General features: G+C 64.4%; 14 protein-coding genes, 1 tRNA gene and 1 pseudogene. 9 read left to right on the top strand and 7 right to left on the bottom strand.

Annotated features, from left to right (window positions below; all coding sequences use genetic code 11):
* Window positions 1-9: 9 nt before the first annotated feature.
* A complete protein-coding gene (chpT, locus tag FNL56_RS08970) occupies window positions 10-657 on the bottom strand; it encodes a histidine phosphotransferase ChpT (RefSeq protein ID WP_143572470.1) in 648 nt (215 codons plus the stop codon).
* 155 nt (window positions 658-812) lie between these two features.
* On the opposite strand from chpT, the gene cysQ reads away from it, so the two are divergent.
* Entirely contained in the window at window positions 813-1,655 is an 843-nt protein-coding gene (gene cysQ, locus FNL56_RS08965; protein WP_143572469.1) for a 3'(2'),5'-bisphosphate nucleotidase CysQ, read from the top strand.
* Between the two features lie 3 nt (window positions 1,656-1,658).
* On the opposite strand, the gene FNL56_RS08960 is transcribed toward cysQ, so the two are convergent.
* Window positions 1,659-2,147 carry a YHS domain-containing (seleno)protein gene (locus FNL56_RS08960; RefSeq protein ID WP_143572468.1) on the bottom strand — a complete coding sequence of 163 codons (489 nt, stop codon included), beginning with the start codon at window positions 2,145-2,147 and terminating at the stop codon, window positions 1,659-1,661.
* Window positions 2,148-2,256: 109 nt separating this feature from the next.
* On the opposite strand from FNL56_RS08960, the gene FNL56_RS08955 reads away from it, so the two are divergent.
* The 5 genes from FNL56_RS08955 to FNL56_RS08935 all read left to right on the top strand — a co-directional run bounded on the left by FNL56_RS08955 (window position 2,257) and on the right by FNL56_RS08935 (window position 6,972).
* Window positions 2,257-2,850 carry a DUF1134 domain-containing protein gene (locus tag FNL56_RS08955; protein WP_143572467.1) on the top strand — a complete coding sequence of 198 codons (594 nt, stop codon included), beginning with the start codon at window positions 2,257-2,259 and terminating at the stop codon, window positions 2,848-2,850.
* Window positions 2,851-2,975: 125 nt separating this feature from the next.
* Entirely contained in the window at window positions 2,976-4,232 is a 1,257-nt protein-coding gene (locus tag FNL56_RS08950; protein WP_143572466.1) for a hypothetical protein, read from the top strand.
* Between the two features lie 143 nt (window positions 4,233-4,375).
* Window positions 4,376-4,450, top strand: a tRNA-Val gene (locus tag FNL56_RS08945).
* Between the two features lie 185 nt (window positions 4,451-4,635).
* Window positions 4,636-6,051 (top strand): pyruvate kinase, encoded by a 1,416-nt coding sequence (pyk, locus tag FNL56_RS08940; protein WP_143572465.1) that lies wholly within the window; start codon window positions 4,636-4,638, stop codon window positions 6,049-6,051.
* A gap of 354 nt (window positions 6,052-6,405) precedes the next feature.
* Window positions 6,406-6,972, top strand: coding sequence for a MarR family winged helix-turn-helix transcriptional regulator (locus tag FNL56_RS08935; RefSeq protein WP_168204654.1), 567 nt, complete (start codon window positions 6,406-6,408; stop codon window positions 6,970-6,972).
* Window positions 6,973-7,334: 362 nt separating this feature from the next.
* On the opposite strand, the pseudogene FNL56_RS08930 reads toward FNL56_RS08935, so the two are convergent.
* The 4 genes and pseudogenes from FNL56_RS08930 to FNL56_RS08915 all read right to left on the bottom strand — a co-directional run.
* Window positions 7,335-7,703 (bottom strand): annotated as a pseudogene (locus FNL56_RS08930) (ABC transporter ATP-binding protein); the annotation flags it as partial.
* 78 nt (window positions 7,704-7,781) lie between these two features.
* Entirely contained in the window at window positions 7,782-8,849 is a 1,068-nt protein-coding gene (locus FNL56_RS28320; protein WP_246661637.1) for an ABC transporter substrate-binding protein, read from the bottom strand.
* 102 nt (window positions 8,850-8,951) lie between these two features.
* Window positions 8,952-9,083 carry a hypothetical protein gene (locus FNL56_RS28595; RefSeq protein ID WP_256365924.1) on the bottom strand — a complete coding sequence of 44 codons (132 nt, stop codon included), beginning with the start codon at window positions 9,081-9,083 and terminating at the stop codon, window positions 8,952-8,954.
* A 150-nt stretch (window positions 9,084-9,233) separates the two neighbouring features.
* Window positions 9,234-10,772 carry an acetolactate synthase large subunit gene (locus FNL56_RS08915; protein WP_143572463.1) on the bottom strand — a complete coding sequence of 513 codons (1,539 nt, stop codon included), beginning with the start codon at window positions 10,770-10,772 and terminating at the stop codon, window positions 9,234-9,236.
* A 159-nt stretch (window positions 10,773-10,931) separates the two neighbouring features.
* Here FNL56_RS08915 and FNL56_RS08910 point away from each other — a divergent pair, with 159 nt between their 5' ends.
* Both FNL56_RS08910 and FNL56_RS08905 read left to right on the top strand, forming a co-directional pair.
* The gene (locus FNL56_RS08910) at window positions 10,932-11,537 is read left to right on the top strand and encodes a L,D-transpeptidase (protein WP_143572462.1); all 606 of its coding nucleotides are present in this window, start codon (window positions 10,932-10,934) and stop codon (window positions 11,535-11,537) included.
* Between the two features lie 96 nt (window positions 11,538-11,633).
* On the top strand, window positions 11,634-12,434 hold the full coding sequence (locus FNL56_RS08905; protein ID WP_143572461.1) for a DUF2927 domain-containing protein: 801 nt from the start codon (window positions 11,634-11,636) through the stop codon (window positions 12,432-12,434).
* Between the two features lie 130 nt (window positions 12,435-12,564).
* On the opposite strand, the gene FNL56_RS08900 is transcribed toward FNL56_RS08905, so the two are convergent.
* The gene (locus FNL56_RS08900) at window positions 12,565-13,737 is read right to left on the bottom strand and encodes an isovaleryl-CoA dehydrogenase (protein WP_143572460.1); all 1,173 of its coding nucleotides are present in this window, start codon (window positions 13,735-13,737) and stop codon (window positions 12,565-12,567) included.
* Between the two features lie 209 nt (window positions 13,738-13,946).
* On the opposite strand from FNL56_RS08900, the gene FNL56_RS08895 reads away from it, so the two are divergent.
* The gene (locus FNL56_RS08895; protein ID WP_168204653.1) at window positions 13,947-15,212 is read left to right on the top strand and encodes a cytochrome P450; all 1,266 of its coding nucleotides are present in this window, start codon (window positions 13,947-13,949) and stop codon (window positions 15,210-15,212) included.
* Window positions 15,213-15,244: the final 32 nt, after the last annotated feature.

The raw sequence follows: 15,244 nt of genomic DNA, 5'->3' as shown, positions 1-15,244 counted from the left end.
GACAGCGGTTCAAACGGCGGTCACGACGATGGCCTCGCCTTCGGCTGCCATGCTGACGCTGAGGCCGCAGGCCTGTGCCAGCAATCGCGTATAGTAAGGCTGTACCGCATGGGCATCGACGTTGCCGGCATGGTCGGCGCTGAGCAGCGCGACGATGTTCTGCGGTAACCGGGCGTTCAAACCGGCCGCGTTGACGCGAAATCCGAGCGCGTCGCCTTCGCCGACCTGATCGACAGTCAGCACGCCGCCGCGCGGAATCGTCTGCTGCGCGATGATCAGCATGTTGAGCAGCAGCTTGACCTTGTTCTTCGGAAGATAGGCGCGCGTCGGATTCCATTCGATCCTGGTCTTGGCGTCCTCGAGATGGCCGCGCGCCATCTTCTCCGCGTCGCCAAGGTCGATCTGTGCGCCGGCGGAGCCCGCCGCGCCAAAGGCCAGCCGGCAGAACTGCAGCCGGGCCGAGGCGGTCTTTGCGCTCTTGCGGATCAGGTCGAGGGCGAATTCCTTGTCTTCCGGCTTGGGATTGTCGTCGAGCACTTCGAGCCCGTTGACGATGGCGCCGACCGGGCTGATGAGGTCGTGGCAGACCCGCGAGCACAGCAGTGCGGCCAGTTCGAGCGCGTCAGGGGCCAGGCCGGGAGTGGGCGTATCGGACATCGGGTCGCTCCTGGATGGCCGTATGGTGGACGGCGAATCATGGCATTGCTTTACGGCTTGATACACTGTGGGGAACGGTGCGGCCACCGCAACGCAGGCGGATGCGGCCGTACAAGGCCGAAACACGGTCGGACGGCTATTCAGAGCGCGAGGAAATGAACCACAGATTGGAGAACGATCCGGCACTGGATCTCGATGACACCGCAGCTTTGCTGGCGCCGCTCACCGGGCTGGTGGCCAGGGCCGGGGCCGCGATCCGCGCGGTCAACCGCGAGGCGATGTCGATCGATGGCAAAGCCGATGGTTCGCCGGTAACCGAAGCCGACCTCGCCGCCGACCGCGTCATCGCCGAGGGGCTGGCGCGGCTGTTTCCGGATATTCCGACGCTGTCGGAAGAGCGCCTGCAGCTCGCCTGCCCGCCCTATCCCGGTCGCCTGTTCCTGATCGACCCGCTCGACGGCACCAAGGAATTCGTCGCCGGGCGCCGCGAGTTTACCGTCAATATCGCATTGGTGGAGGGCGGCGTGCCGGTGTTGGGCGTCGTCGGCGCGCCGGATCTCGGGCTGATCTGGCGCGGGCTGGTCGGCCGCGGCGCCGAGCGGCTCGAAATGTCGCCGGACTTCCGTATCCGCTCGGTGACGCCGATCCGCACCCGCGCCATGCCCCGGGGCGGCGCGCCGTGGATCGCGGCGGTCAGCCGCTCGCATGGTGACGCCCGCACCGAGGCGCTGATCGACGCCCGGCCGGGCGCCGTCCGCGTCCCGCTGGGCTCGGCGCTCAAACTGTGCCGGGTCGCCGAGGGCGCCGCCGACCTTTATCCACGGCTGGCGCCGACCTGCGAATGGGACATCGCCGCCGGCCAGGCGGTGGTGGTCGCCGCGGGCGGCATCGTCACCGACAGCCAGGGCGGGGCGGTGATCTATGGCGGCCATCGGGCGGATTTCATCGTGCCGGAATTCATCGCCTGGGGCGACCCCACCGCCGTGCCGCGTGGCTGAGCGTCAGCGCGACAGTTCGACCTGCAGCGTTGTCCAGCGCTTGCGGGCCTCCGCCAGCGCGGTCGCCGGTGCCGCGGCGAAGGCGTCGCGGCTTTCCGCGTGCCCAAACAAATAGAGCCGCTGGTTCAGCACCAGAAAGAGCTGCGGATTGCCAGGATAGGCGACGCCACGGGCGACATCGACAGGGTCGTAGCCGCCGAATTGCGGACTGTAGATCTCCGGATTCGCGGCGAACGACGCCCGGTTGCCCTCGTTGCGAAAGCGCCAGACCACGCCCGCCTCCGACAGTTCAAAGGCGGCATCGCCGGGTAACGGGCGGGCATCGGTAAAATACGCAACTGGATCGAAACCGGCGATCGCCAGGCCCGTAAATCGATCGGTGACGACGCGTTCGGTGGTGCCGGCATGGCCGGGGACCGGCACTGCGGCGAGCAGCAAGATCAAGGCGAATCCGCGGCAATGCCCTATCAATTGTCGCCGTTGTGCCGTCATAGTTGATACCGATAGTATGGGAGTCGGGGACATTGAACGCAGCTTTAGGGCGTGCTGGTCAGCATCCGGTTAAGGCCGCGGTCAACTTTTAATACCTAGGGGTTTCTTCATGACGTTCGTTTCTCGCCTGGCTGTGCTGATGCTGGCCGCGATGACGGTTGGCCTGTCGCCGGCTCAGGCCCAGCAGCCGCGTCCGCCACGGCAGGCGGCCGCCCAGCCCTCGAGCTATGGACCGGACGAGTTGACCACAGCGGGACACCGCTTCTTCGGCAATGTCTCGCGCGGCCTGGCGTCGGTGATCGAGCGCGCGGTCAGCCAATGGGGCCTGCCGAACGGATATATTCTCGGCGAAGAAGGCTCCGGCGCGATCGTCGCCGGGCTGCGCTACGGCGAAGGCACCCTCTATACCAAGAATGCCGGCGACCTCCGGGTCTACTGGCAGGGTCCCTCGGTCGGCTTCGACTGGGGTGGCGACGGCGCCCGCACCATGACGCTGGTCTACAACCTGCCGGCCACCAACGCGATCTACCAGCGTTTCGGCGGCATCGACGGCTCCGCCTACATCATCGGCGGCTTCGGCATGACCGCGCTCACCGCCGACAACATCGTGCTGGTGCCGATTCGCTCCGGCCTCGGACTGCGGCTGGGCGCCAATATCGGCTATCTCAAGTTCACGCCGAGCGCGACCTGGAATCCGTTCTGATCGCGGCGGCCGGACGCGCGCCGCGCCGCCCCGCCGCATTCAGGTTAACGAAGCGTTGAACTGGCCTTCTCCGCCGCCCGCATGGCATGCTAACCCCTGCGTTTTCGCGGGTGGGAGTTTGAGTCATGGTTGAGCCGATCATGTATCTGGCGATCGGTTTTCTGGTGGCGATTCTGGTCGCCCTGACGATCGCACCATTGGTGCATCACCGCGCCGTGCGCCTCACCAAGCGCCGGCTCGAAGCCGCCACGCCGCTGTCGATGGCGGAAATCCAGGCCGACAAGGACCAGTTGCGCGCCGAATTCGCGATGTCGGCGCGCAAGCTGGAAATCAATGTCGATCAGCTCAGGAACAAGACCACCGCCCATCTCGCCGAAATCGGCAAGAAGACCGACGCCGTCAACCGGCTCAAGCTCGAACTGGGCGAGAAGGCCGCGACGATCTTCGACCTCGAGGCGCGCGAAGCCGCCTTGAAGGAAAAGCTGGCCGCGACCGAAGCCGACCTCGCCGGCCGGATCACGGATCTCGCAGCCGCCGCGCAGGCCATGACCGACAAACAGGCCGAACTCGCCCGCACCGCGCATGAACTTTCCGAGCGCTCGATGCTGGCCGACAGCCGCCAGGTCGAGCTGGTAAGCGCGCGGGCCCAGATCGAGGTTCTGAAAAACCAGGTCTCCGATACCGGGCGCGACCTCGCCGCCACCAGGCAACAGCTTGAACTGCAGCGTGGCGAGACCACCACCGTCACCGCGCTGCTCGGCGAGGCGCGCGGCCGCGTCGAAAATCTCAGCCAGCGCGTCGCCGATCTCGATCGTTCATTGATGGCGCAGGTCCAGGAGGCCGAGCGGCTTGGCACCCGCATCACCGAGCTGGAGAGCGCCGAGACGGACCACGACCGGCGCATGGCCGAGCGGGAATTCGAGAACAGCCAGCTCCGCCACGCCGCCGAGGTATCGGAGCGAATCGCAAGGGATTTGCGCGTCGAGGTAGCCGCCCGCCAGGATGGCACGTCGGCCAGCCTGATCCAGACGCTGCAGGCCGAAAAGGTCGCCGTCGAGCGCGAACTGCAGACGGTTCGCGAAGAACGCGCCCGGCAGCAGAACGAACTCAAGATGGTCGGGCAGCAGGCCGAAAGCGCCTGGGCCACCGAACGGGTCGAAAACGCCCTGCTCCGGGAGCGCATCAACGACATCGCCGCCAAGGTCGCCCGGCTGGCGATGACGCTGGAAGGTCCCAATTCGGAGATTGAAGCGATTCTCGCGGCGGCGCCTGCCGCGGACATCGGCAAGGCCGCCAATGGCGCCAAAATTCCCGCCCATGCCACGCTGGCCGACCGCATCCAGGCGCTGCAGAGCCAAGCTACCCACGTGCAGCAGGGCTGAGAAGGCGGATCGGCCGGCGTCTTGCGAACAATGTTCGCTATCGCCGCCCGCGCGGCTTGACACCCCCGCCCCCTATTCCCTAAATCGCGCCACTGGCGTCACGCACCGCCGGGCTACCCGCCCGGCTCTTATTGCGCGACTTCGGGCGATTAGCTCAGCGGGAGAGCACACCCTTCACACGGGTGGGGTCGCAGGTTCGATCCCTGCATCGCCCACCACCTCCTTTAACTTTGATCCGGTACATCGGTACGCGCATCTCGATCGCCATGCAGACGTGGGCAGCGGCATCCGCCTGCACGCCTATCTTGTCATACCCGACCGCTATAGATTCCCGACGTCACGGCCTGCTTCGCGCGGGCACGAATCCAGAGCTTGCAGAGGCGGCCTTGCGGCCGAATGAAACATGCGTCGCAATCGTCGGGCCAAGATCGTCGCTACCGTGGGTCCCGCCAGCGGGTCGCCGGAAATGCTGGAGAAACTGTTTCTGACCGGCGTCGATACGTTCCGGCTAAATTTCAGCCACGGCACCCACGAGGATCACGCAAGGGTGCATGCTGCGATCCGCGCGCTGGAAACCAGGGTCGGCCGACCGATCGGCATCCTGCAGGATCTGCAGGGACCCAAGATCCGCGTCGGCACCATCAAGGACGGCAAAATCACGGTGATCGCCGGAGAACGGGTGCGCTTCGTGCTTCAGGGCGTCGATGGCGACAGCCTGTCGATCCCGCTGCCGCATCCCGAGATATTCGATGCGGTGACGCCGGGCGACGACCTGCTGATCGATGACGGCCGGATTCGCGTCCGCGTCACCGGCCTCGGCGGTGATTTCATCGACGCCCGGATCATCACCGGCGGCGTGATCTCGAACCGCAAGGGCGTCAACGTGCCGAGCGCCGTACTCAACCTGTCGCCGCTGACCGTGAAGGACCGCGCCGATCTCGCCTTCGGGCTGGAACTCGGTGTCGACTGGGTGGCGTTGTCCTTTGTGCAGAAGCCCGGCGACGTGATCGAGGCGCTGTCGCTGATCAACGGCCGCGCCGGCGTGATGTCGAAGATCGAGAAGCCTGCGGCGCTGGAGCACATCGACGACATCATCCGGCTGTCTGGCGCCATCATGGTGGCGCGCGGCGACCTTGGCGTGGAGATCCCGCACGAGGACGTGCCGGGCCGGCAGAAGGAACTGATCCGGGCCTGCCGCATGGCCGGCAAGCCGGTGATCGTGGCCACGCAGATGCTGGACTCGATGATCGCGGCTCCGACGCCGACCCGCGCAGAGGCCTCCGACGTGGCCACTGCGATCTATGACGGCGCCGACGCGGTGATGCTGTCGGCGGAATCCGCCTCCGGGCAATATCCGGTCGAGGCGGTCGACATGATGAGCCACATCATCGAGAGCACCGAGCGGCACAAGATGTACCGCGCGATCATCGACGCCTCGCATCCCGGCGAGGAGGAGACCGCGCCGCACGCCGTCGCCGCCGCAGCCGCCGACCTCGCCGCGGCCCTGCATGCATCGGCGATCGTGGCCTTCACCTCGAGCGGCACCACCGCCGCGCGCATCGCCCGCAAGCGGCCGAAAGTGCCGCTGCTCGCGATTACGCCGCACGAAGGCGTGGCGCGGCAGCTCTCATTGCTTTGGGGTGCTCACAGCGTGCTGTCGGAAGACATCAGCACCTATGAAGAAATGGTCGAAAAGGCCGCCCAGATTGCGGCGAGCGAGGAATTTGCCAAACCGGCGGATTCGATCGTGGTCGTCGCCGGCATTCCGTTCAAGGAAACCGGCACAACTAACAATCTGCGGGTCGTCCATATCGATTGAAGCGACGCGGCGCTCTTTCGCCGCCTGCTCAGCAGAGCGAACGCCACTCGCTCCCTCACGGATCGTCCCCCGCGAACGCGAGGCCCGATCGGTTCCGTCGTATCAATTCAAACCTTGCCCGCTCCGCCGGGCCGCAACGCGGCGACAGCGGCTATGGTTCCGAACGGACGCGTTTAAGTTCCCTCGCGGGGCATCATCGACGACCCGTCGATGGAACTACCTTTACCGGAAAGTTACTCTGGTAACGACCAGTCGGCATTTCACGCATGCCTCTCACGCAGCGTACGGCTCGGCACGCAACTTGTTTGTTATCAGTGCGCCGGATATACGAATAGCGGGTGCGCGGGGAACACGATGGCGATGAAGACGAAGCAACGCAGGGCAAAGATCGAACCAACGATCACCCGAGCGCAGTTGATGGTGGGCGGCTCAGACAGGGCTTTTCGGCAGTTCCTTCACGATACGCTGGCGTTTACGGCAAGGCTTCAGGCGGTTCGCGGCCAACTCGGCGCGGTGATCGGGCTATCGGGAACTCAATACACCGTATTGATCGCCATCGCCCATCTCAGTTCCGACGATGAGAAGGTCGGCGTCAATCAGGTGGCGGAACATCTGCATTTCAGCGGCGCTTTCATCACGATCGAAATCAACAAGCTGGTCGCCAGCGGCCTTGTCGAGAAGCAAACCGATACGGAGGACCGTCGCCGGGTCGTACTCACAATTACGCCGAAAGCCCGCGACCGGCTCAACGAACTCGCCCCCCTACAGCGTTCGGTAAACGACATAATGTTCCGCAGCCTGTCAGGGTCGGACTTCGACAAGTACCGCAAGTTGATGTCCGGAATGGTCGGGGCCGCGGATGAAGCGATCACGATGCTGGACTACAATGGCGCCGTCCCACCGAAAGGTTCCGGGAGATAGACGCGACGGCCGTCGTAGGAACCGCTGTCATCTGCTCTCCGATAACAATCCGGCGCGGCGGGTTTCTGGCGAGGCCCCTGTGCGACACCCCGACTGTTCGATAACGCCTCAATCATTTTGCTATTTCAATTAGCGGTTTCGGTAGCGGCCGCTGTCAAATTGCGCAGGGCCGGCCATCGCTTGGAAGCTCCCGTCATTCGCGACCAGGCTTTCTACCATCGCAGGGTAACAAAAAAGCCGCCCGGGCGTGACACCGGACGGCTTTCTGATGCAACTGCCGGCCCGTATCGCCGGTTCCGCTGCATTCCCCGACAGGGTGCGACGGCTTGGTTACCAAGCGGTTAACGGCGGATCCCGCCGTTTTACACGCTTGCCGGTTCCGGCAATTTGGCGCCGGGGCCGGCAAACATGCCGCGGCCCGGAATCGCATCGAGCAGCGCGCGCGTATAGGGATCGGTCGGATTCTCGAAAATCGCCTGGGTCTCGCCCTGCTCGACGATCTGGCCGCGGCGCATCAGGACGATGCGGTCGGCGATCTCGGCAGCGACGCGCAGATCGTGGGTGATGAAGATCATTGCCAGATTCATCTCCGCGCGCAATTCGGCGAACAGCGCCAGGATCTGCGACTGCACGGAGACGTCGAGCGCCGATACCGCTTCATCGGCCACCAACACCAACGGCTTCAGCGCGATCGCGCGCGCGATGCAGATGCGCTGGCGCTGGCCGCCGGAGATGAGAAAGATCAGGCCGATCACGCCGGCCGGGCGACGCAGGAAAATCTTGAGGCTGTCCATGGCGGGGGTCTCCGTTCAGGACGCGTTGGTGGTGACGCGCGGATCGACCATGCGGTAGATCACGTCAGTCACGAAGTTGAGCACGACGACGATCACCGACATCACCAGGAAGATGCCGAGCATCACTGGATAGTCCCGCTGCAGCACCGAGTCGTAGATCAGCCGGCCGAGGCCTGGCCAGGCGAACACGGTCTCCACCACCACGGCGCCGCCGACCAGAGCGCCGGCCTGCATGCCGGCGACGGTGACCACCGGGAGGATGGCATTGCGCAGCACATGGCGCAGGATGATGCGGCCCTGCTTGAGGCCCTTGGCGCGTGCGGTCTTGATGAAATCCTGATGCATCACCTCGATCACCGAGGAACGCATCAAGCGCGCGTAGATCGCCAGATACACGGCGGCGAGCGACAGGCCCCGAAGCAGAAGATGCTTGCCGATGTCGAGCGCGCGTTCCATCGCGGTCTGCTGCACGCCGATGGTGACGTAACCGAACGCCGGCAGCCAGTTCAGTTGCACCGAGAACAGCAGCACCATCAGGCGAGCCCCGTCGAACAGTTCGACGTCGGTCCACTGCGTCAGCTGCACGGTGCCCTGCTCCAGCGCGACCGAGCGCGACGCGGCGTCCGGAATCACGCGGTAGAAAATCTCGTCGATATGCGGCTCGCCGGCACGGTAGTAGCCCTCGTGCTTGAAGAGATGGACGCGCGAGCCCTTGACCCATTCCTTGAGCTTGAACGGGCCGCAGCCGATCGCCTGCGCGTTGGCTGGATTTTTGCGGAAGTCGGTGTTCCCATAGATATGCTTGGGCACAATCGGCGCGGTGGTGCAGTCGAACGGATTGGGGAACGGTGCGAACGGCGCCTTCAGCGTGAACACCACCGTGAGCGGATCGGGCGCTTCGGCCTTGTCGATGCGGAGTAACGTGCCACGGGCGCGGGTATCGGTGAGCACCTTAATCACCGTGAACACGACATCTTCCGAGGTCAGCGGCTTGCCGTCATGGAAGGTGATCTTCGGGAACAGCTTGAACGTATAGACGAGGACGTCCGGCGACACCGTCCAGGAATCGGCAAGGCCTGGCATCGGTTTCAGATCGGGGCCGCAGCGCAACAGGCTCTCATAGATCTTGCCGCCCAGCGTCAGCGTCGGCTGCTGCTGGTTCAGCGCGGTGACGAGGATCGGCGGTTAGGGCTGGATGATAGTGTTGAGCGTGCCGCCTTTGGTATGACCGACGGCGCGCGTCAGGCCGAGCGGGATGCCCGCGCCGATCGCCGTGCCTGTCAACGCCATCGACCTGGTAAATTCACGCCTGTTCATGCCGGTCCCTCAATTGCTGCGATGTGTATCGATGCGTCATCCCGCGCTCGATCGCTCAACAATTGCTGGCAAGAACGGGACCAGGATTCCATGCCGCGATGGTACCGAAAAGCCATCGCGGCGGCATTATTCACGGGGCTGTGCGTCCGGTCAGGTCACCACTTCGATCAGCTTCGGGCCCTGCTCGGCCATCGCATCGGCCAGCGCCTTGTTGAAATCATCAGCGGTTGTGACGGAGCGCGCCGGCACGCCCATGCCCTTGGCGAGTGCGACCCAATCCAGCGCCGGACGATCGAGGTTGAGCATGTCGAGCGCGCGCTGGCCGGGATGGCCGGCGCCAACGCCGTCGAATTCGCCGAGCAGGATTTGGTATTTGCGGTTGGCGAACACGATGGTGGTGACGTCGAGATTTTCGCGGGCCTGGGTCCACAGCGACTGCAGCGTGTACATCGCCGAGCCGTCACCCACCATGCAGATCACCTTGCGGTCCGGACACGCCACCGCAGCGCCGGTCGACACCGGCGTCGAGAAGCCGATCGAGCCGCCCATGTTCTGCAGCCAGTCATGCGGCTTCGCTGCCGCCGTCGGCGGGAAGAAGCCACGGCCGGTGGTGAGCGACTCGTCCACCATGATGGCGTTTTCCGGAATCGCCATCGCGATCGCTTGCGCGATCGAGGCGTGGTTGAGCGCGCCAGTCGGCTTCGCCAGTTCGATCAGCTTCTGCGGTTGCACATCGGCCGGCCTGGCGCCGAGCGCGCCGGCCAACGCCTCAAGTGCTGCGACCGAATTCTCACCGTTCTCTGTGACGCGATACACGTCGCAGCCTTCCGGCTTCAGCATGCTCGGCTTGTTCGGATAGGCGAAGAAGGCGACCGGATCGTTGGCCTCGACCAGCACGATGTGTTTGAACGCTTTCAGGATCGGCAGCGCCAGCTCGATCACATAGGGAATGCGGTCGATGGCGAAGCGGCCGGCGCCGCGCGCCATCTTCGGATTGTAGGTCTGGCCCATCACCTTGCAGCCGGTCTTGCCAGCGATCTGCGCCGCCAGCGCCAGGCCGTGCTCGGTCAGCGCGCTACCGGTCAACAGCAGCAGCGTCGGCTCGCCGGACTTCAACACTTTGGCGGCAGCGTCCACCGCCTGCGTCGAGTAGCCGGCGCTCTGCGCCGGCGCATGCACCTCGGCGATGCCGTCGGCGTCGCCCCAGGCGGTGTCGGCGGGCAGGATCAGGGTCGCGACCTGGCCGAGCTTCGCGGCGGCGACCGCGGCAGCGCCGTCTCCGGCGACCGACTTCGAATCCGGCGAGGTGTGAACCCATTGCGACATCGGCTTCGCGAGGCCTTCGATGTCCGATGTCAGCGGCGCATTGTATTCAATGTGGTAGACGGCGTGTTGACCGACGATGTTGACGATGCCGGAATTGGCCTTCTTGGCATTGTGCAGGTTGGCCAGGCCGTTGGCGAGGCCGGGGCCGAGATGCAGCAGCGTCGAGGCCGGCGTGCCCTTCATGCGGTAATACCCATCGGCGGCACCGGTGACCACGCCTTCGAACAGGCCAAGCACGCAGCGCATGCCCTCGACGCGGTCGAGCGCGGCGACGAAATGCATCTCCGACGTGCCGGGATTGGCAAAACAGACATCGACCTTGCCTGCCACCAGCGTCCGTACCAGGCTTTCCGCACCATTCATCTTCGACTCCCTTGATCATTTTATGTCGGGTGCAGATCAACCATTGTTCGGGGGGGGCCGTCAAAGGGCGCCACCGCATTGCCGGCTCACGTGGCTGTGGCTTGCGAAACTCGCGGGATTGTGGCCTCTTTGGGGCTTAATCCACTGGTGAGGAATCCGATGAAGCGCGTTTTTGCCCTCCTTGTTGCCACTGCCGCCCTGGTCACCGCCGCACTGCCCGCCCAGGCGAGGATGCGCAGCGAGCCGAAGCCAGACTTCCAGGTCGACGACTCGCCGTCGCTGCTCAACTTCTTTTCCAATTTTACATATTCCGGCGGCACCAGCCCGATCCCGCGCCAGGTCGTCGGCTTCCAGAGCAATTACGCTCCCGGCACCGTCGTCGTGAACACCGCCGAGCGCCGGCTCTATCTGGTGCAGGGCAACGGCCAGGCGCTGCGCTACGGCATCGGCGTCGGCCGCGACGGCTTCCGCTGGGGCGGCGTCCACAAGATCACCGCGAAGAAGGAATGGCCAAGCTGGACCCCGCCGTCGCAGATGCTGGCGCGCCGTCCCGACCTGCCGCGCCACATGGTCGGCGGTCCCGACAACCCGCTCGGTGCGCGGGCAATGTATCTCGGCTCCACGCTGTACCGCATCCACGGCTCAAACGAGCCGGAAACGATCGGCCAGGCGGTGTCGTCCGGCTGCTTCCGCATGACCAATGACGACGTCACCGATCTCTATAATCGCGTCTCGGTCGGCGCGACGGTGATCGTCAAGAACTGACCGGCGACCTCTATCCGCCCGGGAAGACGATCACATCTTCCACCCGGGCGGGTATCGAGGCTTGCGCGGCGCGGTGCCATACGACAGTTTGCAGTCATGCGCGCCTCCTTCATCTCCCCGCTTTTTGCCATCGCCGCGGCCGCTTTCGCCGTCACGATGAGCGACGCCCCGGCCTCGCACGCGGCCGAGCCTGCGGCGGTCGCCTCGCGCCAGCGCGCCGAGAAGAAGATCTTCACCGACGCTGAGATCGTCGATGGTTTTCTCAAGACCGCATTCGGCGCCGAATACCACCTCGCCGGCCGTGTCGACCGTATCCGCAAATACGAGCTGCCGGTCCGCGTCTTCGCCGACGGCCGGGCCGACCGCAAGGCGCAGATCACCAGGATCGTCACCGACATCGCGCTGCGCGTGAAGCACCTCGACATTGCGATGTCGGACACCTCCGACGGCGCCAATGTCAATGTCAAGCTGGTGCGCGACCGCGACCTCCACCGCACCATTTCGAACTTCTACGGCAGCGACCGCGCCGAAGAAATCCGCAACTCGCTCGATCCGCAATGCCTGTCCGGCTTCCGCAAGAACGAGGCGTTCGAGATCGAACATTCCGACGTCATCCTGACGGTCGACAATGGCGACTTCATCTTTCTCGATTGCGCCTATGAAGAACTGCTGCAGTCGCTGGGGCCGATCAACGACACAGACACCGTGCCGTGGACGATGTTCAACGACAACGTCCAGATGGGCTATTTCGACGTGTTCGACCAGTATCTCCTCAACATCCTCTACGACCCCCGCATCAAGGCGGGGATGACGGTGCAGGACGTCGACAAGGTGATGCCGCAGGTGCTGGCGGATGTGCGGGCGTGGGTGACGAAGGTGAACGGGCTGGCGAATTGAATTGTCATTCCGGGGCGGGAGCAGCGTCAGCTGCGACCGAACCCGGAATCCCGAGATGGTGATTCACATATCGGGATTCCGGGTTCGCAGTCGGCTGGCGCCGCCCGCGCCCCGGAATGACAGGTAAAGTCTACGCCCCCTTCTCGAACAACTCTCTTCCAATCAGCATCCGACGAATTTCGCTGGTCCCCGCGCCGATCTCGTACAGCTTGGCGTCGCGCAGCAGTCGCCCGGTCGGATAGTCGTTGATATAGCCGTTACCGCCGAGCAGTTGGATCGCATCCAGCGCGCATTGCGTCGCCTTTTCCGACGCGAACAGGATGGCGCCGGCGGCGTCCTCGCGCGTGGTCTCGCCGCGGTCGCAGGCCTTCGCCACCGCATAGACGTAGGCGCGCGCCGCATTCATCAGCACGTACATGTCGGCGACCTTGCCCTGCACCAGCTGGAACGTGCCGATAGGCTGGCCGAACTGCTTGCGCTCGTGGACATAGGGCATCACGATATCGAGGCAGGCCTGCATGATGCCGAGCGGCCCCGCCGCCAGCACCGAACGCTCATAATCCAGTCCCGACATCAGCACGTTGACACCGCGGCCGACGGTGCCGAGCACGTTCTCCTCCGGCACCTCGCAATCGGCGAAAACAAGTTCGCCGGTATCGGAGCCGCGCATGCCGAGCTTGTCGAGTTTCTGCGCGGTGGAAAATCCCTTCATGCCCTTCTCGATGATGAAGGCGGTGATGCCGCGCGCGCCGGCGGCGGGGTCGGTCTTGGCATAGACCACCAGCGTCTCCGCGATCGGGCCATTGGTGATCCACATCTTGCTGCCGTTCAGCACGTAGCGGTCGCCCTTCTTGTCGGCGCGCGTCGCCATCGACACCACGTCGGAGCCCGCCCCCGGCTCCGACATCGCCAGCGCCCCCACATGCTCTCCGGAGATCAGCTTCGGCAGATATTTGCGCTTCTGCGCCTCGGAGCCGTTGCGGCGCAGCTGGTTGACGCAAAGGTTGGAATGCGCGCCGTAGCTCAGGCCTACCGAGGCCGAGGCCCGCGAGATTTCCTCGACCGCCAGCACGTGTTCGAGATAGCCCAGCCCCGAACCGCCATATTCCTCCTCGACGGTGATGCCGTGCAGCCCGAGTGCGCCGAGCTTCGGCCACAGGTCGCGCGGAAAGGTGTTGGTCTTGTCGATCTCCTCGGCGCGCGGCGCGATCTCGTTTTGCGAGAAATCGCGCACGGTTTCGCGGATCGCGTCCGCCGTCTCGCCAAGATCGAAATTGAACATGCGCTGGGCGTTCGGGATCATCAGGCGTGCCTCCGGTCAGTTGCGTGGCGCGTCGGGCGCGCGCGTTTGCCTATTGAAGACAGGAAATACCGTGCCAGATCAATCCCTTCCTTGGGCGCAAAAACCGGCTGGCGGCCTTGCGCGCCGGCCCGCAACGGGGTGTAATTCGGCCCAACAAGGCAGCCGGGTCCACCACGGCGCGCATCGGGACGAACACAGGGATTGGCCACATGCACGGCACCATCGAGAGCGAAAAAGCTGCACGCCAGCGCCTTGCGCGCGAGCAGGCCTATGCAACGCCGCTGAAGGATTTTCACCCCGGCGCGCCCAAGCTTTTCCGCGACGACACGCTATGGCCGTGGTTCGAACGGCTGCGCAAAGAGGAGCCTGTGCATTATTGCACCAACGCACCGATCGAACCGTATTGGTCGGTTACCAAGTATAACGACATCATGCATGTCGATACCAACGCCGGCATCTTTTCGTCCGACGTCAAGCATGGCGGCATCGCGATCCGCGACGTGCCGGAAGGCTACAACTGGCCGAGCTTCATTGCGATGGACGAGCCGCAGCACAGCGCGCAGCGCAAGACCGTGTCGCCAATGTTCACGCCCCAGCATCTCGACGAACTCGCAGTGCTGATCCGCGGCCGGGTCTGCAAGGTGCTGGACGGCCTGCCGCGCAATGAGACGTTCGATTTCGTCGAGCGCGTCTCGGTCGAACTGACCACGCAGATGCTGGCGACCCTGTTCGACTTCCCGTGGGAGGAGCGCCGCAAGCTGACGCGCTGGTCAGACGTCTCCACCGCGCTGCCGAAGAGCGGTATCGTGTCTTCCGAGGAGGAGCGCCGCCGCGAGATGGACGAGTGCGCCGCCTATTTCAACCGGCTGTGGAACGAGCGCGTTAATTCCGAGCCGCGGAAAGACCTGATTTCGATGATGGCGCACTCTGACGCCACCCGATTCATGGACGCCGATACGCTGACCGGCAACATCATCCTCCTGATCGTCGGCGGCAACGACACCACGCGCAACACCATGACCGGCTCGGTGCTGGCGCTGAACGAAAACCCCGAGCAGTTTCGCAAATTGCGCGACAATCCGACACTGATCGACAGCATGGTGCCGGAAGTGATCCGCTGGCAGACGCCGCTGGCGCATATGCGGCGCACCGCGCTGGTCGATACCGAAATCGGCGGCAAGACCATCCGCAAGGGCGACCGGGTGGTGATGTGGTACGTATCCGGCAATCGTGACGACGAAATGATCGAAAATCCCGACCAATTCATCATCGATCGCGCGCGACCGCGCACGCATCTGTCGTTCGGCTTCGGCATCCACCGCTGCGTCGGCATGCGGCTGGCCGAATTGCAGCTCAAGATCGTATGGGAGGAACTGCTGGCGAGGTTTGCCAATATCGAGGTTGTCGGTGAACCCACGCGGGTATATTCGAGCTTCGTCAAAGGTTACGAGTCCCTGCCCGTCAGGGTCTCGTAACCCGGCTCGTCTGTCTGATTCTTCCCAATAAG

Source organism: Tardiphaga sp. vice304 (assembly GCF_007018905.1).
GTDB lineage: Bacteria > Pseudomonadota > Alphaproteobacteria > Rhizobiales > Xanthobacteraceae > Tardiphaga.
This window is presented reverse-complemented; position numbering and strand designations above follow the sequence as displayed.